This is a genomic window from Streptomyces sp. NPDC034099, from assembly GCF_055575415.1.
The window spans coordinates 94,047-117,262 of the sequence record NZ_JBVISR010000012.1; the positions used below are offsets into that span (position 1 = coordinate 94,047).

19 protein-coding genes are annotated in these 23,216 nt (G+C 72.4%); 11 read left to right on the forward strand and 8 right to left on the reverse strand.

Annotation, left to right across the window (positions count from 1 at the left end; all coding sequences use genetic code 11):
• Positions 1-12 precede the first annotated feature (12 nt).
• Both ACZ56V_RS30145 and ACZ56V_RS30150 read right to left on the reverse strand, forming a co-directional pair.
• Positions 13-165 carry an MFS transporter small subunit gene (locus ACZ56V_RS30145; protein WP_198601631.1) on the reverse strand — a complete coding sequence of 51 codons (153 nt, stop codon included), beginning with the start codon at positions 163-165 and terminating at the stop codon, positions 13-15.
• Positions 134-1,477, reverse strand: a complete 1,344-nt coding sequence (locus ACZ56V_RS30150; protein WP_356365795.1) for an OFA family MFS transporter — start codon at positions 1,475-1,477, stop codon at positions 134-136. Before ACZ56V_RS30150 ends, ACZ56V_RS30145 begins: the two co-directional genes overlap by 32 nt.
• A gap of 221 nt (positions 1,478-1,698) precedes the next feature.
• Between ACZ56V_RS30150 and ACZ56V_RS30155 the strand changes: the two genes are divergently transcribed.
• The 5 genes from ACZ56V_RS30155 to fdhD are packed head-to-tail and all read left to right on the forward strand — an operon-like array spanning position 1,699 to position 8,271.
• On the forward strand, positions 1,699-2,670 hold the full coding sequence (locus tag ACZ56V_RS30155; RefSeq protein ID WP_104634061.1) for a 2-dehydropantoate 2-reductase: 972 nt from the start codon (positions 1,699-1,701) through the stop codon (positions 2,668-2,670).
• Complete coding sequence (locus ACZ56V_RS30160) at positions 2,667-4,595, forward strand: molybdopterin oxidoreductase family protein (RefSeq protein ID WP_468946649.1); 1,929 nt, start codon at positions 2,667-2,669, stop codon at positions 4,593-4,595. The genes ACZ56V_RS30155 and ACZ56V_RS30160 overlap by 4 nt, the downstream gene beginning before the upstream one ends.
• On the forward strand, positions 4,576-6,546 hold the full coding sequence (locus tag ACZ56V_RS30165) for an NAD(P)H-dependent oxidoreductase subunit E (RefSeq protein ID WP_468946652.1): 1,971 nt from the start codon (positions 4,576-4,578) through the stop codon (positions 6,544-6,546). The genes ACZ56V_RS30160 and ACZ56V_RS30165 overlap by 20 nt, the downstream gene beginning before the upstream one ends.
• A complete protein-coding gene (locus ACZ56V_RS30170) occupies positions 6,543-7,403 on the forward strand; it encodes a 2Fe-2S iron-sulfur cluster-binding protein (RefSeq protein ID WP_398915992.1) in 861 nt (286 codons plus the stop codon). Before ACZ56V_RS30165 ends, ACZ56V_RS30170 begins: the two co-directional genes overlap by 4 nt.
• Positions 7,404-7,422: 19 nt before the next feature.
• Positions 7,423-8,271 (forward strand): formate dehydrogenase accessory sulfurtransferase FdhD, encoded by an 849-nt coding sequence (fdhD, locus tag ACZ56V_RS30175; protein ID WP_398915990.1) that lies wholly within the window; start codon positions 7,423-7,425, stop codon positions 8,269-8,271.
• Positions 8,272-8,378: 107 nt separating this feature from the next.
• On the opposite strand, the gene ACZ56V_RS30180 is transcribed toward fdhD, so the two are convergent.
• The gene (locus ACZ56V_RS30180) at positions 8,379-8,822 is read right to left on the reverse strand and encodes a MarR family winged helix-turn-helix transcriptional regulator (RefSeq protein ID WP_467382813.1); all 444 of its coding nucleotides are present in this window, start codon (positions 8,820-8,822) and stop codon (positions 8,379-8,381) included.
• 107 nt (positions 8,823-8,929) lie between these two features.
• Here ACZ56V_RS30180 and ACZ56V_RS30185 point away from each other — a divergent pair, with 107 nt between their 5' ends.
• Positions 8,930-9,847, forward strand: coding sequence for a quinone oxidoreductase family protein (locus tag ACZ56V_RS30185; RefSeq protein WP_468946656.1), 918 nt, complete (start codon positions 8,930-8,932; stop codon positions 9,845-9,847).
• 130 nt (positions 9,848-9,977) lie between these two features.
• Entirely contained in the window at positions 9,978-11,894 is a 1,917-nt protein-coding gene (locus ACZ56V_RS30190) for an exo-alpha-sialidase (protein ID WP_468946658.1), read from the forward strand.
• A 25-nt stretch (positions 11,895-11,919) separates the two neighbouring features.
• On the opposite strand, the gene ACZ56V_RS30195 is transcribed toward ACZ56V_RS30190, so the two are convergent.
• The gene (locus ACZ56V_RS30195; RefSeq protein ID WP_468946661.1) at positions 11,920-12,930 is read right to left on the reverse strand and encodes a bile acid:sodium symporter family protein; all 1,011 of its coding nucleotides are present in this window, start codon (positions 12,928-12,930) and stop codon (positions 11,920-11,922) included.
• 178 nt (positions 12,931-13,108) lie between these two features.
• On the opposite strand from ACZ56V_RS30195, the gene ACZ56V_RS30200 reads away from it, so the two are divergent.
• Positions 13,109-13,990, forward strand: a complete 882-nt coding sequence (locus ACZ56V_RS30200; RefSeq protein WP_468946664.1) for a LysR substrate-binding domain-containing protein — start codon at positions 13,109-13,111, stop codon at positions 13,988-13,990.
• Here the strand turns inward: ACZ56V_RS30200 and ACZ56V_RS30205 are convergent.
• Entirely contained in the window at positions 13,969-14,955 is a 987-nt protein-coding gene (locus ACZ56V_RS30205) for an Lrp/AsnC family transcriptional regulator (protein ID WP_468946666.1), read from the reverse strand. The genes ACZ56V_RS30200 and ACZ56V_RS30205 overlap by 22 nt on opposite strands.
• Positions 14,956-15,068: 113 nt before the next feature.
• Here ACZ56V_RS30205 and ACZ56V_RS30210 point away from each other — a divergent pair, with 113 nt between their 5' ends.
• The 3 genes from ACZ56V_RS30210 to ACZ56V_RS30220 all read left to right on the forward strand — a co-directional run bounded on the left by ACZ56V_RS30210 (position 15,069) and on the right by ACZ56V_RS30220 (position 19,538).
• Entirely contained in the window at positions 15,069-16,583 is a 1,515-nt protein-coding gene (locus tag ACZ56V_RS30210) for an MFS transporter (RefSeq protein ID WP_468946668.1), read from the forward strand.
• Positions 16,584-16,794: 211 nt separating this feature from the next.
• Positions 16,795-18,621, forward strand: a complete 1,827-nt coding sequence (locus ACZ56V_RS30215; protein ID WP_356365775.1) for an AMP-dependent synthetase/ligase — start codon at positions 16,795-16,797, stop codon at positions 18,619-18,621.
• A gap of 83 nt (positions 18,622-18,704) precedes the next feature.
• A complete protein-coding gene (locus ACZ56V_RS30220; protein WP_398915976.1) occupies positions 18,705-19,538 on the forward strand; it encodes an aldo/keto reductase in 834 nt (277 codons plus the stop codon).
• Between the two features lie 69 nt (positions 19,539-19,607).
• On the opposite strand, the gene ACZ56V_RS30225 is transcribed toward ACZ56V_RS30220, so the two are convergent.
• From ACZ56V_RS30225 to ACZ56V_RS30235, 3 genes are all read right to left on the reverse strand, one after another.
• A complete protein-coding gene (locus ACZ56V_RS30225) occupies positions 19,608-20,309 on the reverse strand; it encodes an SDR family oxidoreductase (protein ID WP_398915974.1) in 702 nt (233 codons plus the stop codon).
• A gap of 84 nt (positions 20,310-20,393) precedes the next feature.
• Positions 20,394-21,317, reverse strand: a complete 924-nt coding sequence (locus ACZ56V_RS30230) for a class I SAM-dependent methyltransferase (RefSeq protein WP_468946674.1) — start codon at positions 21,315-21,317, stop codon at positions 20,394-20,396.
• A gap of 160 nt (positions 21,318-21,477) precedes the next feature.
• On the reverse strand, positions 21,478-23,214 hold the full coding sequence (locus ACZ56V_RS30235) for a glycoside hydrolase family 6 protein (protein ID WP_398915970.1): 1,737 nt from the start codon (positions 23,212-23,214) through the stop codon (positions 21,478-21,480).
• Positions 23,215-23,216: the final 2 nt, after the last annotated feature.

Here is a 23,216-nt window from a genome sequence, read left to right on the forward strand (position 1 = left end):
CGGCGTCCGCCCTCATCCGGTGAAGAGCTGGGTCGCCTTCCGCACGAGTTCGTACAGCCCGTAGGCGAGCGGCGCGCCCACCCAGAGCCAGGTGAAGGCGATCAGCGGCCGCCGGTCGGGCACCTCGGCCGCCTCAGGCGGACTCTGGCTGGTGTCGGGTGACATCGTTGCCCTCCTTCGGCGCGGGGGTGGTCGCGGGTTCGTGGTGCCGGGCGTGCACGGGGCGGACGAGTTCGTTGGCGACGAAGCCGACGACCAGCAGCCCGATCATGATGAGGAAGGAGGTGCCGTACAGGGCCGAGCCGTGCCGCCCCGCCTCCTCCTGGTGGTCGGCGATCCAGTTCACGATCAGCGGCCCGAGGACACCGGCGAGCGACCAGGCGGTGAGCAGCCGCCCGTGGATGGCGCCGACCTGGTAGGTGCCGAAGAGGTCCTTGAGGTAGGCGGGGGCGGTGGCGAAACCGCCGCCGTAGAAGGAGAGCACGACCAGGGCGCACAGGACGAACAGCGGCTTGGAGGAGTCGCCGAACAGCGCGATCAGGGTGTACATGAGCGCGCCGACGCCGAGGTAGACGCGGTAGATGTTCTTGCGTCCGATCAGGTCGGAGGCCGAGGACCAGCCGATCCGGCCCGCCATGTTGGCCGCCGACAGCAGGGCCACGAATCCGGCCGCCGCGGTCGCCGATACCGGGGTGGAGGTGTCGGCGAAGAAGTCCGTGATCATCGGCGCGGCCTTCTCCAGGATGCCGATACCGGCCGTGACGTTCATGCAGAGCACGATCCACAGCAGCCAGAACTGCGGGGTGCGCATGGCCGAACGCGCCGAGACCTGGACCCCTTCGAGCGGGGCGGGCCGGCCGTCCGCCCCCTCCCTGGGACGCGGCACCCGCACCAGGAGCACGCCGAGCAGCATGAAGACGGCGTACGTCAGGCCGTGGACGAGGAAGGCGAGGGCGATCCCCGAGCTGTCGGTGCCGAAGGACTTCAGCATCTGCGCCGACCAGGGCGAGGCGATGAGGGCGCCGCCGCCGAAGCCCATGATGGCGATGCCGGTGGCCATGCCGGGCCGGTCGGGGAACCACTTGATCAGCGTCGACACGGGCGAGATGTAGCCGATGCCGAGGCCGATCCCGCCGACGAAGCCGTAGCCGAGGACGATCAGCCAGTACTGCTCCACCGCCGCGCCGAGCGCGGAGAGCAGGAAGCCGGACGAGAAGCAGACCAGGGCGACGGTCATCGCCCAGCGCGGCCCGTGCCGTTCCACGAGCGTGCCGCCGAACGCGGCCGACAGGCCGAGCATGACGATGCCGAGCTGGAAGGGCAGCGCGCTCTGCGTGCCGCTGAGGCCGAGCGCGGACTCCAGGGGCGGTTTGAACACGGACCAGGCGTAGGCCTGGCCGATGGAGAGGTGGACCGAGAGAGCGGCCGGGGGTACGAGCCAGCGGCTCCAGCCCGGGGGTGCGACGGGGGGACTCATGGGTCCCCAACCGTAGGCATCCGGAAAGCGCTTGAGAAGACTGTTGAGCAGACAACTACAGAAGCCGATCACACGACTACGGACCACCACCACTACTGCACAAAGCCTTGCCGCCCCAACTTCCATACTGTAGACAATATTTCGTCGACATCATCGAGGCTTCCTCGACCGGTCTCTTCCCAGTTCCTCGGTATCCCTCGACCGAACGGAGCTCCCCCGCCATGAAAGTCGCAGTTCTCGGCGCCGGGGCGATCGGCGCCTACGTCGGCGCCGCGCTCCACCGTGCGGGCGCCGACGTGCATCTCATCGCCCGTGGACCGCATCTGGCGGCCATGAGGCAGTACGGAGTACGGGTGCGCAGCCCGCGCGGCGACTTCACCGCGCACCCGCGCGCCACCGACGACCCGGCCGAAGTCGGCCCGGTCGACTACGTCTTCCTGGGTCTGAAGGCCAACTCGTACGCGGCGTGCGGGCCGCTGATCGAGCCGCTGCTGCACGGGACCACGGCGGTCGTGGCCGCCCAGAACGGCATTCCCTGGTGGTACTTCCACCGGCACGGCGGCCCCTGGGACGGGCGCCGTCTGGAGAGCGTGGACCCGGCCGGCGCGGTCAGTGCGGTGCTCGCGCCCGAGCGGGCCGTCGGCTGCGTCGTGTACGCGGCCACCGAACTGGAACAGCCGGGCGTCGTACGGCATGTGGAAGGCACCCGGTTCTCGATCGGCGAGCCCGGCCGGGAGGTCTCGCCGCGGTGTCTGGCGCTCAGCGAGGCGATGCGGTCGGGCGGCCTGAAATGCCCGGTCGAGCCGGACCTGCGCAACGACATCTGGCTGAAGCTGCTGGGCAACATCTCCTTCAACCCGATCAGCGCCCTGGTCCGGGCCACCATGCGCCAGATGTGCCGGCACGGCGGCACCCGCGAGGTCATCGAGACCATGATGACCGAGACGCTGGCGGTCGCCGCGGCCCTCGGCTGCGAGGTCGGCGTCTCCATCGAACGCCGGCTCGCGGGCGCCGAGCGGGTCGGCGACCACCGCACCTCCACGCTCCAGGACCTGGAGCGCGGCAAGCCGCTCGAACTCGACGTCCTGCTCGCGGCGGTCGTCGAGCTGGCGGAGATCACCGGGGTCCCGGTGCCCACCCTGCGCACCGTGCACGCCCTGTCGGACCTGCTCGCGTCGAGGAGCGCCGCATGACGAAACGCGACCGAACACCCAAGACCTACACCCGCCTCACCCACCCTCTGGTGCGGGACTCGCGCGAGGAGCCCTTCCGCCGGGCGACCTGGGAGGAGGCCCTGGACCGCACCGCCCGGGGCCTGGCGGCGGCGCGCGGCGCGTTCGGAATGTTCTCCTGCGCGCGGGCGACCAACGAGATGAACTACGTGGCGCAGAAGTTCGCCCGGGTGGTCATGGGCACCCACAACGTCGACTCCTGCAACCGCACCTGTCACGCGCCGAGCGTCGCGGGCCTGTCGGCCGCCTTCGGCTCGGGCGGCGGCACCTCCTCCTACGAGGAGATCGAGCACACCGACGTCATCGTGATGTGGGGCTCCAACGCCCGCTTCGCGCACCCGATATTCTTCCAGCACGTGCTGAAGGGCATACGGGGCGGCGCCCGCATGTACGCCGTCGACCCGCGCCGCACCTCCACCGCCGAGTGGGCGGAGAGCTGGCTCGGGCCGAACGTGGGCACGGACATCCCGCTGGCACACGCGGTCGGCCGCGAGATCATCCACGCGGGACTGGCCAACGAGGCCTTCATCGAACGCGCGACGACGGGCTACGACGACTACAGGGCCCTGGTCGAACCCTGGACCCTCTCCCTCGCCGAAAAGGTGACGGGCGTACCGGCCGCCGCCATCCGGGAGCTGGCGCACGCCTACGCCCGCGCCGAGCGCGCCCAGCTGTGCTGGACCCTGGGCATCACCGAGCACCACAACGGCACGGACAACGTCCGCGCCCTGATCAACCTCTCCCTGCTCACCGGCCACGTCGGCCGCTACGGCTCCGGCCTCCAGCCCCTGCGCGGCCAGAACAACGTGCAGGGCGGCGGTGACATGGGCGCCATCCCCAACCGGCTCCCCGGTTTCCAGGACGTGCTCGACCCGGAGGTCCGCCGGAAGTTCGAGACGGCGTGGGACACGGTGGTCGAGCCGCGCCACGGGCTCACCCTGACGGAGATGTTCGAGGCGATGGACGAGGGCACGCTCCGCGCCGTCTACTGCATCGGCGAGAACCCGGCCCAGTCGGAGGCGGACGCCGAACAGGCGGTACGCCGCCTGAGCGCACTGGACTTCCTGGTGGTCCAGGACATCTTCCTCACGAAGACCGCCGAACTGGCCGACGTGGTCCTCCCGGCGACGGCCGGCTGGGCGGAGACCGAGGGCACCACCACCAACAGCGAACGACGCGTCCAACGCGTGCGACGGGCCGTGACCCCGCCCGGAGAGGCCCGCGAGGACATCGACATCCTCTGCGACCTCGCCGCCCGCCTCGGCCACGACTGGAAGTACGCCGACGCGGAGGCGGTCTGGAACGAGCTGCGCTCCCTCTCCCCCGACCACCACGGGATGACGTACACCCGCCTGGCGGAGCACCAGGGCATCCAGTGGCCGTGTCCGAGCACGGAGGAACTGGAACCGCCGTACCTGCACGGCAGGCTGTGGGCCCGGGACCCGGCCGCCCGTGGCCGCCTCGCACCCTTCGGCATCGTCCGGCACGACCCGCCCGTGGACCTCACCGACGAGCAGTACCCGATCCGGCTGACCACGGGGCGCCGCCTCGACTCCTACAACACGGGTGTGCAGAGCGGAAGTTACGCCTCCCCGCTGCGCCGCGGCGAGTCCGTCGAACTCTGCCCGGAGGACGCCGAACGCTACGGGGTCGTGGTCGGCGAGGAGGTCCGGGTGACCTCACGGCGCGGCTCGTTGCTGGCCCCCGTCTGGGTCGACACGGCCCTGCGTCCGGGCCTGGCCTTCATGAGCTTCCACTTTCCCGACGAGGTGGACACCAACCAGCTGACCATCGAGGCCAACTGCCCGATCGCCGGGACGGCGGAGTTCAAGGCCTCGGCGATCCGGATCGAGAAGGTGAGCACCGGTGGACCTGCGCTTCGGTGACGGCAAACCCACGGACGAGGAACGCGAGGCCGTGGACACCCTGCTCGGCCCGCCCGAGTCGTCCTGGGAGGGCGCGGCCCGCGACAGGACGGACGCCGCCGACCTCAGATGGGCCCGGGGCGGCCGAGAGGCCCGGGACCGCCGCGACCAGCTCCTCCCGGCCCTGCACGCGCTCAACGACCGGGTCGGCTGGATCAGCGAGGGCGCCCTGGACTACGTGTGCCGCCGCCTGACCGTCCCCCCGGCCGAGGCGTACGGGGTCGCCACCTTCTACGCCATGTTCTCGGTCCGCCCCCGCCCGGCGACCGTCCTGCACCTCTGCACGGACCTGGCGTGCACGGCGGCGGGGGCGAGCGACCTGTGCGCGGCCGTGGAAGCGCGGCTGGGCCCGGAGAGCGGCGTGAAGGTCGACCGCAGCCCCTGCCTGGGCCTGTGCGAACGCGCCCCGGCAACTCTGGTCGTCCGGGCGGGTGAATCAGCCCGTCCGGCGTTTGAGGACGAGGCCGTCCAGGCCGAAGGGGGGTCCGGGGGCGCAGCCCCCGGGGACGGTGGGGGCACCTCCCGCTCGAGCGAAGCCGAGGGGGGAGGGAAGGGGCGGCGGGGGCGAAACCCTCTCCACGCGACGGCCGTCTGCGCCCCCGCAACCCCAGAACAAGCAGTCCGCGCGGCCACCGCCCCGGAAGCCGCCCCCGCAGAACCCACCCCCGCGCTCGCCGTCCCCCAGACCGGCGACCCCACCCTCACCCTCCTCCACCGCATCGGCACCACCGACCCCACCTCCCTGGACGACTACCGCGCCCACGGCGGCTACACCGCCCTCCGCCGCGCCTTCGCACTCGGCCCCGCCGCCGTCATCCGCGAGGTCACCGACGCCGGCCTGGTCGGCCGCGGCGGCGCCGCCTTCCCCACCGGCCGCAAGTGGCAGGCGACGGCCGCCCAGCCCGACCACCCGCACTACCTGGTCTGCAACGCCGACGAATCCGAACCCGGCACCTTCAAGGACCGCGTCCTCATGGAGGGCGACCCGTACGCCCTGGTCGAGGCCATGACGATCGCGGCCTACGCGACCGGCGCCCACCGGGGTTACCTCTACCTCCGCGGCGAGTACCCCCGCGCCCTCGCCCGCCTCACCCACGCCGTCGGACAGGCCCGCACCCGCGGCCTGCTCGGCGACGACGTCCTCGGCCAGGGCTACGCCTTCGACATCGAGATCCGGCGCGGCGCCGGCGCGTACATCTGCGGCGAGGAGACGGCCCTGTTCAACTCCATCGAGGGCTACCGCGGCGAGCCCCGCTCCAAGCCCCCGTTCCCCGTCGAGAAGGGCCTGTTCGGCAAACCCACGGTCGAGAACAACGTGGAGACCCTGGTCAACGTCCTCCCCATCCTGACGATGGGCGCCGAGGCCTACGCCGCGATCGGCACCCCCACGTCCACCGGCCCGAAGCTGTTCTGCGTGTCGGGCACCGTGGCCCGCCCCGGCGTCTACGAACTCCCCTTCGGCGCCACGCTCGGCGAGCTGCTCACCCTCGCCGGGGTCCGCGACAACCTCCGCGCGGTCCTGCTCGGCGGTGCCGCCGGCGGCTTCGTCCGCCCCGACGAACTGGACATCCCGCTCACCTTCGAAGGCACCCGCGAGGCGGGCACGACCCTGGGCTCCGGCGTCGTCATGGCCTTCGACGACACGGTCCCGCTCCCCCGCGTCCTGATCCGGATCGCCGAGTTCTTCCGCGACGAGTCGTGCGGTCAGTGCGTGCCGTGCCGGGTCGGCACCGTCCGCCAGGAGGAGGCGCTGCACCGGATCGCCGACCGCACGGGCGCCGACGCCGCCTCCGACATCACCCTGCTGCGCGAGGTCGGCCGCGCGATGCGGGACGCCTCGATCTGCGGTCTGGGGCAGACCGCGTGGAACGCCGTGGAATCCGCCATCGACCGTCTGGGGGCGTACGAATGACCGCGATACCGCTCGGAGTGCCGCGCCGCCTGGTGGAGTTCACCCTCGACGGGCAGGAGGCCAGAGTCCCCGAGGGGTCGACGATCCTCGACGCCTGCCGGGCGGCCGGGAAGGACGTGCCGACGCTGTGCGAGGGCGACACGCTCACCCCGAAGAACGCCTGCCGCCTCTGCGTGGTGGACGTGGAGGGCGCCAGGACCCTCGCGCCGGCCTGCTCGCGCAGGGCGGAGCCCGGCATGGTGGTGCGCACGGACACCGAGCGCGCCCGGCACAGCCGCAAGGTCGTGCTCGAACTGCTCGCCTCCTCGGTCGACCTCTCCACGACTCCCTCGGTCGCGCAGTGGATCAAGGAGTACGAGGCGAAGCCCGACCGCTTCGGTCCGGACGCGGCGCGTGTCGACGAGGAACCGCGCGTCGACAACGACCTCTACGTCCGCGACTACGGCAAGTGCGTCCTCTGCTACAAGTGCGTGGACGCCTGCGGCGACCAGTGGCAGAACAGCTTCGCCATCTCCGTCTCCGGTCGCGGCTTCGACGCCCGGATCTCGGTCGAGCACGACGGCCCGCTGACCGACTCGGCGTGCGTCTACTGCGGCAACTGCATCGAGGTGTGCCCCACGGGGGCGCTGTCCTTCAAGTCGGAGTTCGACATGCGGGCGGCGGGCACCTGGGACGAGGAGCGGCAGACCGAGACGACGACGGTGTGCGCGTACTGCGGAGTGGGCTGCAATCTCACGCTCCATGTGCAGGACAATGAGATCGTGAAGGTCACCTCACCGCACGACAACCCGGTGACCCACGGCAACCTCTGCATCAAGGGCCGTTTCGGCTACCAGCACGTACAGAACCGGGACTGACCGGCACAAGGGGCACGACATGGGACGAGTCACGGAACGACGCAAGGTCATCCGCATCAGGGACGGGGCGGTCTCCTCCCGCCCGGACACGCTCGTCGCCGAGGAACCGCTGGAGATCCGGCTGAACGGCAAGCCGCTCGCCATCACGATGCGCACCCCCGGCGACGACTTCGCGCTGGCGGCGGGTTTCCTGGTGAGCGAGGGAGTGCTCGCCGAGCAGGCCGACCTCCAGAACATCGTGTACTGCGCGGGCGCGACCGTCGACGGGTCCAACACCTACAACGTGGTCGACGTGAAGACCGCCCCCGGCGTGCGGATCCCCGACATCACGCTGGAGCGGAACGTCTACACCACCTCGTCCTGCGGCCTGTGCGGCAAGGCGAGCCTGGACGCGGTGCGTACGACGGCCCGCTGGCCCATCGCCGACACTCCCCCGGTCCGCGTCACCCCGGAACTGCTGGCGGACCTGCCCGACCGGCTGCGCGCCTCCCAGCGGGTCTTCGACCGGACCGGCGGACTGCACGCGGCGGCCCTGTTCACCGAGGAGGGCGAACTGGTGGACGTACGGGAGGACGTGGGGCGGCACAACGCGGTGGACAAGCTGGTCGGGCGCGCCCTGCAGAACGGGGACCTCCCGTTGTCCCGGTCCGTGCTGCTGGTGTCGGGCCGGGCCTCCTTCGAGCTGGCGCAGAAGGCCGTGATGGCGGGCATCCCGGTGCTGGCCGCGGTGTCGGCGCCGTCCTCGCTGGCCGTGGACCTGGCCGCCGAGACCGGACTGACCCTGGTGGGCTTCCTGCGCGGCAGCTCCATGAACGTGTACGCGGGTGAGGACCGGGTCGCCCTGCGGGCCGCGGCCGTCCAGGGCTGACCAGCCTCCCCGCGACACGGCGGCGGGGCCCCTGGCGGCGGGGAGCGCCCCCTGCGCCCCGGGGGTCCCGCCTCAACCGCGCCGGCCGTCCGCGCCGGCCGTCCGCGTCAGACGTCGGGCTCCGTACCGGCGATCCTCCGGACCAGGTCGGTCAGCCGCGCCCGCTCGTCCTCGGTGAGCGGCGCGAGCAGCTCGTCGTTGGCCGCGCGCGCCGCCTCCTCGCAGCGCGCCAGGACCCGGCCGCCCTCCTCGGTGAGCGACACCGCGTTCTTGCGGCGGTCTCCGGGGTCCGGCACCCGGACGACGAGTGTGGCGGACTGCAGGTCGTTGAGGACGCCGACCAGATCCTTCGGATCGAGGCCGATGCCGCGCCCCAGGTCGGCCTGGGCGACGGGGGCGAGGTCGCGGACGGCGGAGAGCACCACGTGGTGCCACATCTTCAGACCCTCGGCCGCCAGCGCCTCGGCGACCAGGGCACGGCCGCGGGCGGCGGCGCGACCCAGCAGCCAGCTGGGGAGGGAGCGGATCTCGGGCAGGGGTGCGGAGGCCATGGAGCCCACCCTACCGAAAAGTCGTTGGACTTCCCCACGACTGCCCGCATATCGTTGGGACACCCAATGAGCCTCCTCGGCTCCCGACTTCCCGGAGGTGCGCTCCCATGCGCCGTGTCCGTTACGCGTCCACCGGTGGCCCGCTGTTCCTGGAGGAGGCGCCCGTCCCGCAGCCGGGCGCCGGTGAGGTCCTGGTGCGCTGCGAGGCGGTCGGTGTCACGCTGCCCGTCGTCCGCAAGGTCACCGAGGCGGCCGAGCCCGTACCGCTGGGCGGGGAGGTCGCCGGGGAGGTCGTGGCGCTCGGAACCGAGGTCACCGGCCTCGCGGTGGGCGACCGCGTGACGGGGCTGTGCTTCGGGCACGGGTACGCCGACTTCGCGGTCCTGCGCCAGGAGATGTCCTCACCCGTGCCGGCCGGGGTCGGCGCCGTCGACGCGGTCGCGCTGGTCCGCAGCGGCCTGGTGGCCCTCGGCGCCCTGACGGCCGCCCGCCCCTCGCCCGGCGAGACGGCACTCGTGACGGCCGCCGCGAGCGGGGTCGGCCACCTGGCCGTGCGGCTCGCCCGCATCCGTGGCGCCTCGCGCGTCGTGGGCGCCGTCTCCGACCCCGTGAAGGCGGACTTCGTGCGCGCCCTCGGCGCCGACGAGGTGGTGGCCTACGGCGACGACGGCTGGGGCGAGCCCGTCGACTACGTCCTCGACGGCGTGGGCGGCGACCTGCTCACCCCGGCGGTCGGCGCCCTCGCCCCGGGCGGCCGGCTGGTGGCGTACAGCTCGGGCGGCGGGACCGTGCGGGCGTACGACCTGCTGGTGGGGGCCAGGACGGTGACGGGGTTCCAGATGGCGCGGATCGCCCGCGAGACGCCGGAGGTGTACGACGGCTGGCGGCGCGAGCTGTGGCGCCTGTACGCGGAGGAAGGGCTGCGGCCCGCCGTGCACGGGCCCTTCGCCCTGGAGGACGCGGCGAAGGCGCACGAGGCCGTGACCTCGCGCGGCAACCTCGGGAAGGTCGTACTCGTCCCCTGAGCGCCGCACCCGCTCTTGCCCCCCGACACGCGGGCACCGGCGCGGTCCCCGCGGACACGGGACGCCTCTTGTACTCATGTCCGGACGGAGCAACCCCCTCCCACCAGCCGCCCGAAGGGCAGACCGCGCCATGCCGCCCCGACCTCTCCACTCCCTCTGGCTCGCCCTGGCCGCCTCGTGCGCGCTGGCCCTGTCCCCTCCCCCGGCGCACGCGCGACCCGACGTCCGCGCGGCCGGGTTCGAGGAGCAGGTGCTCTTCGACGCGGCCCGCGATCCCGGCGGTTACGCCTGCTTCCGCATCCCGGCGATCGTGCGCACCACGGACGGCACCCTGCTCGCCTTCGCCGAGGGCCGCGTCCTCGACTGCGGGGACGCCGGCGACATCGACGTCGTCCTCAAGCGCTCCACCGACGGCGGACGCACCTGGGGCCCGCTCCAGGTCGTCAACGACGGCGGCGGCGACACCCACGGCAACCCGGCCCCGGTCGTCGACCGTGCCACCGGCCGCGTCCTCCTGCTGGAGACGTACAACGCGGGCCGCACCGACGCCGCCAACTGCGCGGTGCCCTGCGCCCGCACACCGCACCTCCAGCACAGCGACGACGACGGCCGCACCTGGTCCGCGCCCCGCGACCTGGGCCCCGAGATCCTGCCGCCCGACTGGAACTCCTGGTACGCCACCGGCCCCGTGCACGGCGTCCAGCTCACCGGCGGCACCCACCCCGGCCGGCTCGTCGTCGGCGTCAACGCCGAGACCTGGGACGGCGAGCGAAGCGAGATGGGGGTCCCCCCGGCCGGAGGCTGGGGGAGGGTCACCGCCCACCACGCCGCCCTCGTGGTCAGCGACGACGGCGGCGAGCACTGGAGCACCGGCGCCACCGACACCTGGCCCGTCGCCGCCGACGGCACCTTCCGGCAGAAGCCCTCCGAACTGACCCTCACCGAACGTGCCGACGGCGCCCTCCTGGTCAGCGGCCGGGAGGAGAACGGCACCGACCTCGGCCACCGCACCCAGGCCCTCAGCCGCGACGGCGGCGACAGTTTCACGGCCCCCTTCCGGGCCCTGCCCGGCCTGTACGCCCCGCAGGTGCAGGGCGCGGTGCTGCGCCTCGGCGACCGCACCCTGCTGTCCGTACCGGCCGACCCCGACCGCCGCCGGACCATGACGGTCCGCTCCTCCTGGGACGGCGGCGCCACCTGGGACGGCGTGGACCGCGGCACGGTCGTCACCCGGGACTGGTCGGGCTACTCGGACCTGGTGGCCGTCGACGACGGCACCGTGGGCCTGCTGTACGAGGGCGGGGAGTCCGACGCCCGCGACGAGATCCGCTTCGCCCGCTTCACCGAGGACTGGCTCGCGCCGCGCCGGCCCGCCGACCCCACCACCCCCGACCTCGCGCCCGGTGCGACGCCCGCGGCCGTGCTCGGCGGCGCCGGGACGGCGGACGGCGCGGTGGGCGACGCGCTCGCGTTCGACGGCGCCGACGACGCCGTACGACTGCCCTACGACGGGCGTTTGGCGCTCGGGGAGGGGGACTTCACGGCGTCGCTGTGGTTCCGGTACTCGGGCGTCGGCGGGGAGCAGCCGCTGCTGTGGATGGGCGGCATCGGCACCACGCAGCCCCAGGTGTGGCTGCGCGCCGAGCCGGACCACGGGCGGGTGCAGGGGCTGATCACCGCGCGCGACGGCGCGGCGGCCCCGCGCTCGGCGTGGGTGCGCACCGACCGGGCCCTCGACGACGGGCAGTGGCACCGTCTGGCACTGCGCCGCGGCGGGGGCCGGCTCACGCTGTTCGTCGACGGTACGGCGACGGCGGAGGCGGCGGACGTGCCGGGTTCGGTCAGCCGGAACTCGCCCTTCGGGGTGCACATCGGCGAACGGATGGACGGCCGGGCCCGCTTCACCGGGGCCGTCGACGACGTACACGTGTGGAACCGGGCTCTGACGGACGCGGAGATCGCCGCGGGTGACCCGCCCGCCGCCACCGGGAACACCGTCCTGCACCTGCCCCTGGACCGGGTGGACGGGGCGGGCACCGGCGGCTGACCGGCACCGCGCGGGTGCGCGGGCCTCAGCCGGAACGGCTGCCGGTGCCGACCGCGGTGCGTTCCGGGGCGGCCTGCTCCTCGGACGCGACCGCCTCCGGGTCGCGCGACCGCCGCTTGGCGATCACCGCGCACACCATCAACTGCATCTGGTGGAAGAGCATCAGCGGCAGGACCGCCAGGGACGCCTGGGCGCCGAACAGGACGCTCGCCATGGGCAGTCCCGCGGCGAGCGACTTCTTGGACCCGGCGAACTGGATCGCGATCCGGTCCTCCCGCCCGAAGCCGAGCCCCTTCGCCCCGTACCAGGTCAGGAGCAGCATCACGGCCAGCAGTACCGCCTCGACGACCAGCAGCCCGGCCAGCCGCACCGGGCTCACCTGGTGCCAGATGCCCTGGACCATGCCCTCGCTGAACGCCGTGTAGACGACCAGGAGGATCGAGCCGCGGTCGACGAGCCCGAGCACCTTCTTGTGCCGGGCGACGAAACCCCCGATCCACCGGCGCAGCAGTTGCCCGGCCACGAACGGCACCAGCAGTTGCAGCACGATCTCCACCACCGAGTCGGCGGAGAACCCGCCCCCGCTGCCGCCCAGCAGGGCGGCGGCCAGCAGCGGGGTGACGACGATGCCGACCAGCGAGGAGAAGGACCCGGCGCAGATGGCGGCGGGCACGTTGCCGCGGGCGATGGAGGTGAAGGCGATCGACGACTGGATGGTCGACGGGACCAGGGTGAGGAACAGCAGGCCCTGGTGGAGGGGGTCGGTCAGGAAGACCGGGACCAGACCGCGCGACGCCAGGCCGAGCAGCGGGAAGACCACGAAGGTGCAGGCCAGCACGGTGACGTGGAGCCGCCAGTGCCGTACGCCGTCCATCGCCTCACGGGTGGACAGCCGGGCGCCGTAGAGGAAGAAGAGGAACGCGATCGCGCCGGTCGAGGCGCCGGAGGCGACGTCCGCACCCGTGCCGCGGGCCGGCAGCAGCGCCGCGAGGCCCACCGTGCCGAGCAGCAGCAGGATGTACGGGTCGATCGGCATCCAACGCGGCCAACGCAGGCGTTTCACGGTGCTCCACTTGCTCGCTGCTCACTCGTTCTGCTCGTTCGGCGGGGTCACGGGTCCCCGCTCCATCGTGCTCCCCCACCCGGCGATCGGGAATCCGGTACACCGCTCTGACTGTCATCACGAACACCGATGACCACGCTAGTCTGGCCGCATGTACGACCCCTCCCACCTGCGTACCTTCCTGTCGGTGGCCCAGACGCTGAGCTTCACGCAGGCCGCCCGGCGGCTCGGGCTGCGCCAGTCGACGGTGAGCCAGCACGTGCGGCGCCTGGAGGACGCCACCGGACGGCAGCTGTTCAGCCGGGACACGCACTCCGTGGAGCTGACGGAGGACGGGGAGGCGATGCTCGGGTTCGCGCGCCGGATCCTGGAGGTGCACGAGCAGGCGACGGCCTTCTTCACGGGCACCCGGCTGCGCGGGCGGCTGCGGTTCGGCGCGTCCGAGGACTTCGTGCTGACCCGGCTGCCGGAGATCCTGGAGGCCTTCCGGCACGACCACCCCGAGGTCGACCTGGAGCTGACGGTGGAGCTGTCGGGCACGCTGCACGAGCAGCTGGCGGCCGGGGAGCTGGACCTGGTGCTGGCCAAGCGGCGGCCCGAGGACCCGCGCGGCGAGCCGGTGTGGAGCGACCGGCTGGTGTGGATCGGAGCGCCGCGGCTGCGCCTGGACCCGGACCGGCCGGTGCCGCTCATCGTCTATCCGCCGCCGGGCATCACCCGTGCGCTGGCCCTGGACGCCCTGCAGCGCCAGGGCAGGGCCTGGCACGTCGCGTGCACCAGCGGCAGCCTCAACGGCCTGATCGCCGCCGCCCGCGCGGGCCTGGGCGTGATGGCGCACTCCCGCGGCCTCGTCCCGCCCGGTCTCGTCCGGGTGCCGGACCGTGCCGGGCTGCCCGAGCTGGGCCGGGTCGACTTCGTCCTGGTGCACGGTCGGCGCCGTCCCTCGGCGCAGGGCGCGGCGGCCGCCCTGGCGGCGGCGATCCTGGCGGGCGGCGACCGGCTGCACCGGCCTCAGCGCACCGGCCTCGGATAGGTGAGCTGCTTGACCCGGCGCAGGAACGGCGACGCCTCCACGTGCTGGAGGCCCTCCAGGCGGCCGAGCGGACCGCTGAGGTAGGCGTAGAGGTCGGCGGTGTTGCGGGCGACCGCGGTGGCGACGATGTTGGACGGGCCCGCGGTGGCGGCGGCGTGGGCGATCTCGTCGTGTGCGGCGAGGGCCTCGCCGACCCGGTGCAGCGCGGCCGGGGTGGTGGTGAGCCACAGCACGGCGGCGGTGGGATGGCCGAGGATCTCCGAGTCGTACTCCACGTCGATGTACACGGCGCCGGAGCCGAGCAGCGCGGCCAGGCGGCGTTTGACCGCGGACTCGGAGCGGCCGGTGGCGCGCTGGAGTTCGGGGTGTCCGGCGCGTCCGTCGCGCTCCAGGACGTCGAGCAGCGGCTCGTCCTCGGGGTCGATACGGGCCGGCCCCGAGGGGCGGGGGGCGGTCTGCGGCCGCAGCGCCGCGATCTGGTCGTCGTCGAGGACGCCGAACTTGCGGAGCCAGCCGCTCGGTCCGCCGTAGTAGCGGTGCAGGATCTGGTGGGCGTGGATCTCCAGGACGCGCGGGGTGCGCGGCAGCTTGCCGAGGAGCAGGTCGTCCCGGTCGCCGGGATTGCGCGGCCGGGTGCCGAAGACGACCTCGGTGCCGCCCGCGGCCAGCCCGATCCAGTTGGTGTCGGGCCGCTTGGCGAGGGCGTCCGCGATGGCGAGGGCGCTGTCGGGGACGCAGCGCAGCCGCAGTGTCCAGTGGTCCTGGCCGAGCCGCTCGGCGTCCCGGACGGCGACCACCCGCAGCCCGCCCCCGGCGCAGAGCCTGCGGTAGCGGCGGGCGACGGTCTGGTCGGAGACGCCGAGCACGGCCCCGATGCGGCTGAAGGAGGCGCGGCCGTTCACTTCCAGCGCGGCGAGCACGCTCAGGTCGAGTCCGTCGAAGGTGTCGGATTCCATCCGCAACATGCGCCCTCCCGTCGGGTTCCGTCACACGAGCGCCGTTGACGGGGTCAAACTGCCGGTGCCGGTCCATCGTACGGGGGCACGGACACTCGTAGCACACAGGAAGAAGACGGAACATGCGTACATGGGGGCCGCTCACGGCGGTGTGCCTGGGGACGTTCATGCTGCTGCTGGACGTGACGATCGCGGTCGTCGCACTGCCGGACATGGCCAGGGGGCTGCACGCGTCACTGAGCGATCTGCAGTGGGTGATGGACGGCTACGCGCTGGCGCTGGCCGCGCTGCTGCTGGGGCTGGGCGCCGCGGCCGACGTCCTGGGACGGCGCCGGGTGCACGTGGCGGGCGTGGTGCTGTTCGCGGCGGCGTCGCTGCTGTGCGGGCTGGCCACCGGGCCGGGGATGCTGGTCGCCGCGCGCGGACTGCAGGGAGTGGGCGCGGCGGCGATGTTCGCCACCACGCTGCCGCTGCTCGGCTCGGTCTACCAGGGGCGCCGGCGGTCGATGGCGCTCGGGGTGTGGGGCGCGGTCAGCGGGGCGGCGGCGGCCGTGGGCCCCGTGCTGGGCGGGCTGCTCACCGACGGTCCGGGCTGGCGCTGGATCTTCTGGGTGAACCTGCCGGTGAGCGTGGCGGCGGTCTGGCTGACGCTGCGCGTGGTGCCGGAGTCCCGCGGGGCGGCCGGACGCCGCGTGGACTGGGCGGGCACGGCCACGTTCGCGGCGTTCGCCGGGGCGGTGACGTACGGGGCGGTGCGGGCCGGGTCGCACGGGTGGACGGAGGGCGGCACGCTCGCCTCCTTCGTGCTCGCGGCGGTGGCGCTGAGCGCGTTCGTCGCCGTGGAGCGCCGGGTCGCCGATCCGCTGCTCGACCCGCGGCTGTTCCTGCGGCCCGCCTTCTCGGGCGTGCTGCTGGGCGGGCTGGCCTTCAACGCGGCGGCGTTCGGGGTGATGGCGTACACCTCCATATGGCTGCAGACGCTGCTGGGGATGAGCCCGGTGCGGGGCGGTCTGGTGTTCGTGTGGCTGTCGCTGGCGTCGTTCCTGGTGGCCGCGGCGGGCGGGCGGCTGCTGCACGGGGTGCCGGCGCGGCTGACCATCGGGGGCGGGCTGCTGCTGATCGCGGCGGGCCAGTTCTGCATGGCGTTCCTGGACGCGGGCTCGACCGCGTCCGCCCTGGTGCCGGGACTGCTCCTGGTGGGTGTCGGAACGGGGCTGGTGTCGCCCGGCATCGCGGGCGCGGCGCTGGCGTCGGTCCCGGCGGAGCGGTCCGGCATGGCCGGGGGCGCGGTCAACACCTTCCGGCAGCTCGGGTACGCGCTCGGCATCGCCGTGTTCGGCACGGTGCTGACCTCGCGGATGGAGGACACGCTGCCGCACGACGCGGCGCACGGTCTGGCGGGCGGTGCGGCGGGGGCCCTGCGGGGCGTGTTCGGCGAGCCCGCGCTGCGGGCCGCGTTCGCCTCCGGGCTGAACGCGGCGGCGGTGGCCGCGGGCGCTGTCGCGGCGGTCGCCGGGGTGCTGGTGCTCGTCCTGGTCAGGGCCGACCGGGGCGGCCGGGATGCCGGTGTGACACTTTCCGCGAAGCCCGCGCTGAAAGAGGAGGGGGCCGTTCCGGCGCCCCCGTACCGGCGGTAAGCGGGTCGTACAGATTCGGTGGAGATTACGGCACCGAAACTTACTCAACCGTCAGGAATCTGTCCGACCCTTCCCCATGTGAGCGCATTTTCTCTCGCTGACCAGCGCGAACATGAGCCCTGTTCGATTTTGGCGCCCCTCCCGTCCCCGCGTCGGGTGGGGTAGCTTTCACCGCGCTGTGCGGGGGCCATCGAAAAGCGGGGAGCGGGGTTTGCGCGAGTTCACCAGTCCTCCGTTGACGTTGGCACCGCCGGTGGGCGGTCTGGCCGACGTCGTCTTCGAGCATGCCCAGGAGGATCCGCGGCACATCGCGCTCGGCCGCAAGGACGAGGCCGGGCAGTGGCGGGACGTCACCGCCGGCGCCTTCCGCGACGAGGTGCTGGCCCTCGCCAAGGGGCTGCTGGCCCAGGGCATCCGCTTCGGCGACCGGGTCGCCATCATGTCCCGCACCCGCTACGAGTGGACCCTCTTCGACTTCGCCCTGTGGACGATCGGCGCCCAGGTGGTGCCCGTCTACCCCACCTCCTCGGCCGAGCAGTGCATGTGGATGCTCTACGACGCCGAGGTGACGGCCGCGGTCGTGGAGCACGAGGACCACGCGATGACGATCGCCACCGTCATCGACCGGCTGCCGCACCTGCGCGGCCTGTGGCAGCTGGACTCCGGCGCCGTGCAGGAGCTGTACGACGCGGGCGCGCACCTCGACGACGAGGTGGTCCACCGGCACCGCAAGGCGGTCACCCCGGAGTCGGTGGCCACCGTCATCTACACCTCGGGCACCACCGGCCGCCCCAAGGGCTGCGTGCTGACCCACGGCAACTTCATGTACGAGGCGGACACCGTCATCGCGCGCTGGGAGCCGGTGTTCCACTCCAAGCGGGGCGACGAGGCGGCGACCCTGCTGTTCCTGCCGCTGGCACACGTCTTCGGGCGGATGGTGGAGGTCGCGGCCATCCGCGGCCGGGTCCGCTTCGGTCACCAGCCGCAGCTCAACGCCGCGGCCCTCCTGCCCGACCTGGCCGCCTTCCGGCCGACCTTCATCCTGGCGGTGCCGTACATCTTCGAGAAGGTGTTCAACTCGGCGCGGCGCAAGGCCGAGAAGGAGGGGAAGGCCGGCCCCTTCGAGAAGGCCGTCGACGTGGCCGTGAAGTACGCGGAGGCGGTGGAGGCGAAGGCCTGGGGCGACGGCCCCGGCCCGTCGGCGGGCCTGCGCATGCAGCACCAGCTCTTCGACAAGCTCGTCTACTCCAAGGTGCGCGCCGCGATGGGCGGACGCCTCCGCAACGCCATGTCGGGCGGCTCGGCGATGGACCGGCGCCTCGGACTGTTCTTCGCGGGCGCGGGCGTGCAGATCTACGAGGGCTACGGCCTGACCGAGTCCACGGCGGCCGCCACCGCCAACCCGCCCGAGCGGACCCGCTACGGCACCGTGGGGCAGCCCGTGCCGGGCGTCACCGTGCACATCGCGGACGACGGCGAGATCTGGCTCAACGGCGACAACGTCTTCGAGGGCTACCTGAACAACCCCAAGGCCACCGACGAGACCCTGCACGACGGCTGGCTGGCCACCGGAGACCTGGGCGCCCTGGACGAGGACGGCTACCTCACCATCACCGGCCGCAAGAAGGAGATCCTGGTGACCTCCGGCGGCAAGAGCGTCTCCCCCGGGCTCCTCGAGGAGCGGGTGCGCGACCATCCGCTGGTCAACCAGTGCATCGTCGTCGGCAACGACCGCCCCTACGTGGCCGCCCTCATCACCCTCGACCAGGAGGCGGTCGAGCACTGGCTGACGATGCGCAACAAGCCGCGGATGTCGCCGGCCGACCTGGTGCACGACTCCGACCTGGAGACGGAGGTCCGGCGCGCGGTCGTCGCGGCCAACACGCTGGTGTCGCAGGCCGAGTCGATCCGCACCTTCCGCATCCTCGCCCAGCCGTTCACCGAGGAGCACGGGCTGCTGACCCCCTCGCTGAAGCTGAAGCGCAAGGCCATCGAGAACGCCTACGGCACCGAGGTCGAGGCGCTTTACACCGCGTGAGTTCCACGGTCAGGAATGCGTCGGGGCTCGTGATCGTTGACGATATGAGTACCACCTGACCACAACCGAAGGATCAAGAGCTCGTGAGCAGCAAGGTCCCCCCGATCATCCTGAACAACGGCGTCGAGATGCCCCAGCTGGGTTTCGGCGTCTGGCAGGTGCCGGACGACGAGGCCGAGACGGCGGTCGCCCAGGCGCTGGAGGCCGGGTACCGCAGCATCGACACAGCGGCGATCTACGGCAATGAAGAGGGCACCGGCAGGGCGATCGCCTCCTCCGGGCTGGCCCGCGAGGACCTCTTCGTCACCACCAAGCTCTGGAACAGCGACCAGGGGTACGACTCCACCCTCCGCGCCTTCGACACCTCGATGGCGAAGCTCGGTCTGGAGTACCTCGACCTCTACCTGATCCACTGGCCCATGCCGGCCAAGGAGAGGTACGTCGACACCTACAAGGCGTTCGAGAAGCTCCTGGCCGACGGACGGGTCCGTGCCATCGGCGTCTCCAACTTCCTGCCGGAGCACCTGGAGCGGCTGACCGCCGAGACCTCCGTGATCCCGGCCGTCAACCAGATCGAGCTGCACCCCCACCTCCAGCAGCACGCCGCCCGCGAGGCGCACGCGGAGCAGGGCATCGCCACCGAGGCCTGGTCGCCGCTCGGCTCCGGCAAGGGCATCCTGGACATCCCGGCGATCGTCGCGATCGCCCAGAAGCACGGGCGCACCCCGGCCCAGGTCGTGCTGCGCTGGCACCTCCAGCTGGGCAACGTGGTGATTCCGAAGTCCGTGACCCCGTCCCGGATCAAGGAGAACATCGACGTGTTCGACTTCACCCTGGACACCGAGGACCTCGCGGCGATCAGCGCGCTGAACGAGGACCGGCGCCTCGGCTCGGACCCGGCGGACGTCAACTCCTGAGCGGTGCCGCACACGGGAGGGGCCCGGCCGCGCTCGCGGACCGGGCCCCTCCCCCATGTCCCGCGTGTGTCAGTTGGGCTGCCCCAGCGGCCGTACGACCACGGTGTTGACGTCGACCCCGGCGGGCTGGGTCATGGCCCAGACGACCGAGTCTGCGATCTGGTCGGCGGTGAGCAGCTCGCCGGGCGGCAGACCGCCGGTGGCGTCCCAGAACGGGGTCTCCACCCGGCCGGGCGCGATCAGGGTCACGCCCACGCCCCACTGCGTCACCTCGCGCCGGGTGTTCTCGGCGAGGCCGGTCACCGCCCACTTGGTGGCGCCGTAGATGTTGCCCGGCGTGTTCACGAAGCCGGCGACGCTGCCCACCAGCACGATCCGCCCGCGGGTCTCCTTGAGCGCGTCGATGGACGCCCTGATCAGCAGGGCCGGTCCCAGCACGTTGGTCAGCACCATCTCGGTCCAGCCCGCGGGGTCGCCCTCGGCGACCGAGTCGTGGGTGGCGAAACCGGCGTTGGCGACGACCGTGTCGAGACGGCCGAACTCCTTGAGCGTGGCCTCGACCGCGGAGACCACCTGGGCGTGCTCGGCGGCACTGCCCTGGATCGTCAGCAGGCCCGCCGGGTCACCCAGCTCCGCGCTGAACTCCCGCAGCCTCGCCTCCCCGCGTCCCGTGACGGCCACCCGCTGCCCCGCGTCCAGCAGCCGCCGGGCGACAGCGGCCCCGATGCCGCTGCCGCCGCCGGTGATGAGCGTGACGGGTGTGTCGGTCATGAGTCCCCCTGTGTCTGTTCCTGCTTCTCGCACGGACAGCGGGGATTCCATCACTTGGAGCGCTCTCGAAGTCAAGCCCCGGCCTCAGACCGGCCGGACCGCCGTGTACACGGTGTGCGCCACCAGCACGAACACGTCCTGACGCCGGTGCACGCCCGCCTCGTCGGCGGGGTCGAGCAGCCGGTCCAGGGCGGCGCGGTCCTCGGCGTCGAGACGCTCGCCGATCCGCTCGCGCAGCCGGGACAGTGACGTGGTGACGTAGTCGCGGGCGGCGTCGGAGAGGGGCGCGGGCAGGTCGAGGAGGAAGCTGCGGGTGCCGGTGTGCTTCAGTCCCGCGGCGGTCAGCATCGCGGGCCAGTCCTCGGTCTCGGCCACGGAGTCCGGCAGGTCCGCGCGCATCTCGGCGAACACGTCCTCCTCCACGGCGCGGATCCTGGCCTGGAGCCCGGGACGCCCGATCCCGATGTCACGGGGCAGGAAGCGGGCGGGCAGTCCGCCCTCCAGGATCGCCAGGGTGCCGCCGGGTGCGAGGTGCCCGCCGAGGGCGGCGAGGGCCGCGCGCTGGTCGGGCAGATGGTGCAGGCTCTGGCTGGCCCACATCAGGTCGGCGGGGTAGTCCAGCTCGGACAGTGCGCCGGGCAGGTCCCCGGCGAGGGTGCCGAAGCGGTCGGCGAACCCGAGGCGTCCGGCACGGGCACTGGCCCGTTCGAGCAGCGGTCCGGCGCCGTCGGCGGCGACGACCCGGGCGCCGGGGAAGGTCTCGGCGAACAGGCAGGAGACGACGCCGGGTCCGCTGCCGACGTCGACGACCAGTCCGGGTTCGGTCACCTCCCGGGCCAGCCAGTCCAGGGCCTGCCGGTACAACGGCGTGTACAGCTCGGCCTGCGCCTCCAGGTGCGGGGCCATCTCGGCCCAGTCGATGTCGGCGTGGTCGTGGGTGTGTCCGTGCGTGTGCCCGTGCTCGTGGGCGGGGCCGTGGGTGTCGTGGTGATGGTGGTCGTGCGCCATGCCGGTCAGCCTCCCGTTCGCGGTGCCGTCAGGGTGCGACGACTCACCGGGCGGGCGCAACAGGTGTTGCCGCTCCCGCAAAAAAGGGGAGGCCACCGGGGCCCGGCCCGCAAGGACCGGACCCCGACGGCTCACCCGCGCGGCGGGCGCGGGAATCCGCTCACGACAGGGGCGGGTAGGCGTTCTTCATGAGCTCCTGGAACTGCGCGGAGAACCACTTCCCGGAGAGCGGGGCGTCCGGGAGGGCACCGGACATGCTGTTGCCGTTGCGCGCGTTACCGGTGTACGTCGGGTCGCACATCCGGTCGAATCCCTTGCCCTCGTCGTTCGGGATCTCCTTGCTCGCGCCGTCCGACTCACCCGGCGGCTTCATCCACACGTAGGCGTCGATGCCCGGCTCGGGGTTGGCCTTGGGCCGCTCACCGAGGCCCGCCCCGGACTGGTTGCACCAGTTGCCGAGGTGGATGCGGCGGTCGTACTTGCCGCCGTTGACGTAGGTGTCGACGTTCGTCGTGGCGCCGGGACCGGTGGGCCGCTGGGTGCCGCCCCAGCCGTTGCGGGAGGTGTCGATCAGCATGCCGATCTTCGAGTCGAAGCCGATCGAGACCAGCTTGTCGCGCATGGCCTGGGCATAGGACAGCTCGTCGGTGTAGCGGTTCCAGTCGACCCACTTGGACTGGCGCACGGACGTGCCGTTCACACTGTCCGTGATCTTGAAGTTGTCCTCCTTCAGCGCGCTGTAGTTGGCGGTGTTGACGATGAAGCCGTGGACGTCGTCGACGGTCGCGCCCTCGGTGGTGGCCGCCGTCTTGAACATGTCGGCCGAGGCGCCGAAGTTGTCGTCCCAGCCGAGCCAGCCGTGGTGGCCGGCGTCGATGTAGTTGTAGACGTTGCCGATGTCACCGAGCTTGTTCAGGGCGTAGCCGACGCCCTTCTGGTAGTTGCCGTTGGCCTTCATCACGTCGCAGTTGGGGACGGCGGTCGGCCGGCCCGAGACGTTGGTGACGAGGTTGGGCAGCGAGTCGATCTCGACCGTGGTGACGATCCGGAGGTCCGCGTACTTCGAGTCCGAGAGGATCTCGGCGATCGGGTCGATGTACTCGGTCTTGTACCGGTCGATCTCCGTCGGGCCCAGTTCGCCGTTGGAGGCGAGGGCGGAGCAGTCACGTCCCGGCAGGTTGTAGATGACGAGCTGGATGTACAGGTCGTCGGAGCCCTTCTGCCTCAGCGCCTCGTCGAGGTGGTCGCGCAGGCCCATGCCGCCGTTGGCGCCCTCGATGGCCGCGATCCGGTCCAGCCAGACGCCGGTGGGCTGGTTGGCGATCCGGCTGCCGCCGGGTTCGGCCGCCGCCTTCTCGGACCACTCCGGGTTCACGTATCCCTTGGCGCCGGCGTAGGGGTTGTCCACCCGGTCGGACGGACCGGTGGGGTCGGTCGGGTCCGTGGGATCGGTCGGGTCGGTGGGGTCGGTGGGCCCGCCGTCCACGTTGCAGGTCACGCCGTTGAGGGTGAAGGTGGCCGGGACGGCGTTGCTGCCGCTGTAGGTGGCCTGGAAGCCGAAGCTCGCCGAACCGCCGGTGGACAGGGTGCCGTTGTAGGACTCGTTGCTCGCGGTGACGGCGGCACCGCTCTGACTGACCTTCGCGTTCCAGCCGTTGGTGACCTTCTGGCTGCCTGCGTAGGTCCATCCCAGCGACCAGTTGGACGTGGCGGCACCGTTGTTGGTGACGGTCACGGCAGCGGTGAATCCGCTTCCCCAGTCGTTCTGCACCTTGTAGTCGACGGTGCAGGCGGCGGCCGCGGCTCCGGCGCTCGCGGAATGGGCGGCCAGTGCCGTGCCGGAGGCGCCGGCGACCAGCGTCAGGGCGGCGAGCATCGCGGTTCTGGTACGGGTCATGA

What these genes read in the sequence shown, in the direction of transcription:
- ACZ56V_RS30145 (WP_198601631.1), bottom strand. Translation starts at nt 165, where the DNA reads ATGTCACCCGACACCAGCCAGAGTCCGCCTGAGGCGGCCGAGGTGCCC.
- ACZ56V_RS30150 (WP_356365795.1), bottom strand. Translation starts at nt 1,477, where the DNA reads ATGAGTCCCCCCGTCGCACCCCCGGGCTGGAGCCGCTGGCTCGTACCC.
- ACZ56V_RS30155 (WP_104634061.1), top strand. Translation starts at nt 1,699, where the DNA reads ATGAAAGTCGCAGTTCTCGGCGCCGGGGCGATCGGCGCCTACGTCGGC.
- ACZ56V_RS30160 (WP_468946649.1), top strand. Translation starts at nt 2,667, where the DNA reads ATGACGAAACGCGACCGAACACCCAAGACCTACACCCGCCTCACCCAC.
- ACZ56V_RS30170 (WP_398915992.1), top strand. Translation starts at nt 6,543, where the DNA reads ATGACCGCGATACCGCTCGGAGTGCCGCGCCGCCTGGTGGAGTTCACC.
- fdhD (WP_398915990.1), top strand. Translation starts at nt 7,423, where the DNA reads ATGGGACGAGTCACGGAACGACGCAAGGTCATCCGCATCAGGGACGGG.
- ACZ56V_RS30180 (WP_467382813.1), bottom strand. Translation starts at nt 8,822, where the DNA reads ATGGCCTCCGCACCCCTGCCCGAGATCCGCTCCCTCCCCAGCTGGCTG.
- ACZ56V_RS30185 (WP_468946656.1), top strand. Translation starts at nt 8,930, where the DNA reads ATGCGCCGTGTCCGTTACGCGTCCACCGGTGGCCCGCTGTTCCTGGAG.
- ACZ56V_RS30190 (WP_468946658.1), top strand. Translation starts at nt 9,978, where the DNA reads ATGCCGCCCCGACCTCTCCACTCCCTCTGGCTCGCCCTGGCCGCCTCG.
- ACZ56V_RS30195 (WP_468946661.1), bottom strand. Translation starts at nt 12,930, where the DNA reads ATGCCGATCGACCCGTACATCCTGCTGCTGCTCGGCACGGTGGGCCTC.
- ACZ56V_RS30200 (WP_468946664.1), top strand. Translation starts at nt 13,109, where the DNA reads ATGTACGACCCCTCCCACCTGCGTACCTTCCTGTCGGTGGCCCAGACG.
- ACZ56V_RS30205 (WP_468946666.1), bottom strand. Translation starts at nt 14,955, where the DNA reads ATGTTGCGGATGGAATCCGACACCTTCGACGGACTCGACCTGAGCGTG.
- ACZ56V_RS30210 (WP_468946668.1), top strand. Translation starts at nt 15,069, where the DNA reads ATGCGTACATGGGGGCCGCTCACGGCGGTGTGCCTGGGGACGTTCATG.
- ACZ56V_RS30225 (WP_398915974.1), bottom strand. Translation starts at nt 20,309, where the DNA reads ATGACCGACACACCCGTCACGCTCATCACCGGCGGCGGCAGCGGCATC.
- ACZ56V_RS30230 (WP_468946674.1), bottom strand. Translation starts at nt 21,317, where the DNA reads ATGGCGCACGACCACCATCACCACGACACCCACGGCCCCGCCCACGAG.
- ACZ56V_RS30235 (WP_398915970.1), bottom strand. Translation starts at nt 23,214, where the DNA reads ATGACCCGTACCAGAACCGCGATGCTCGCCGCCCTGACGCTGGTCGCC.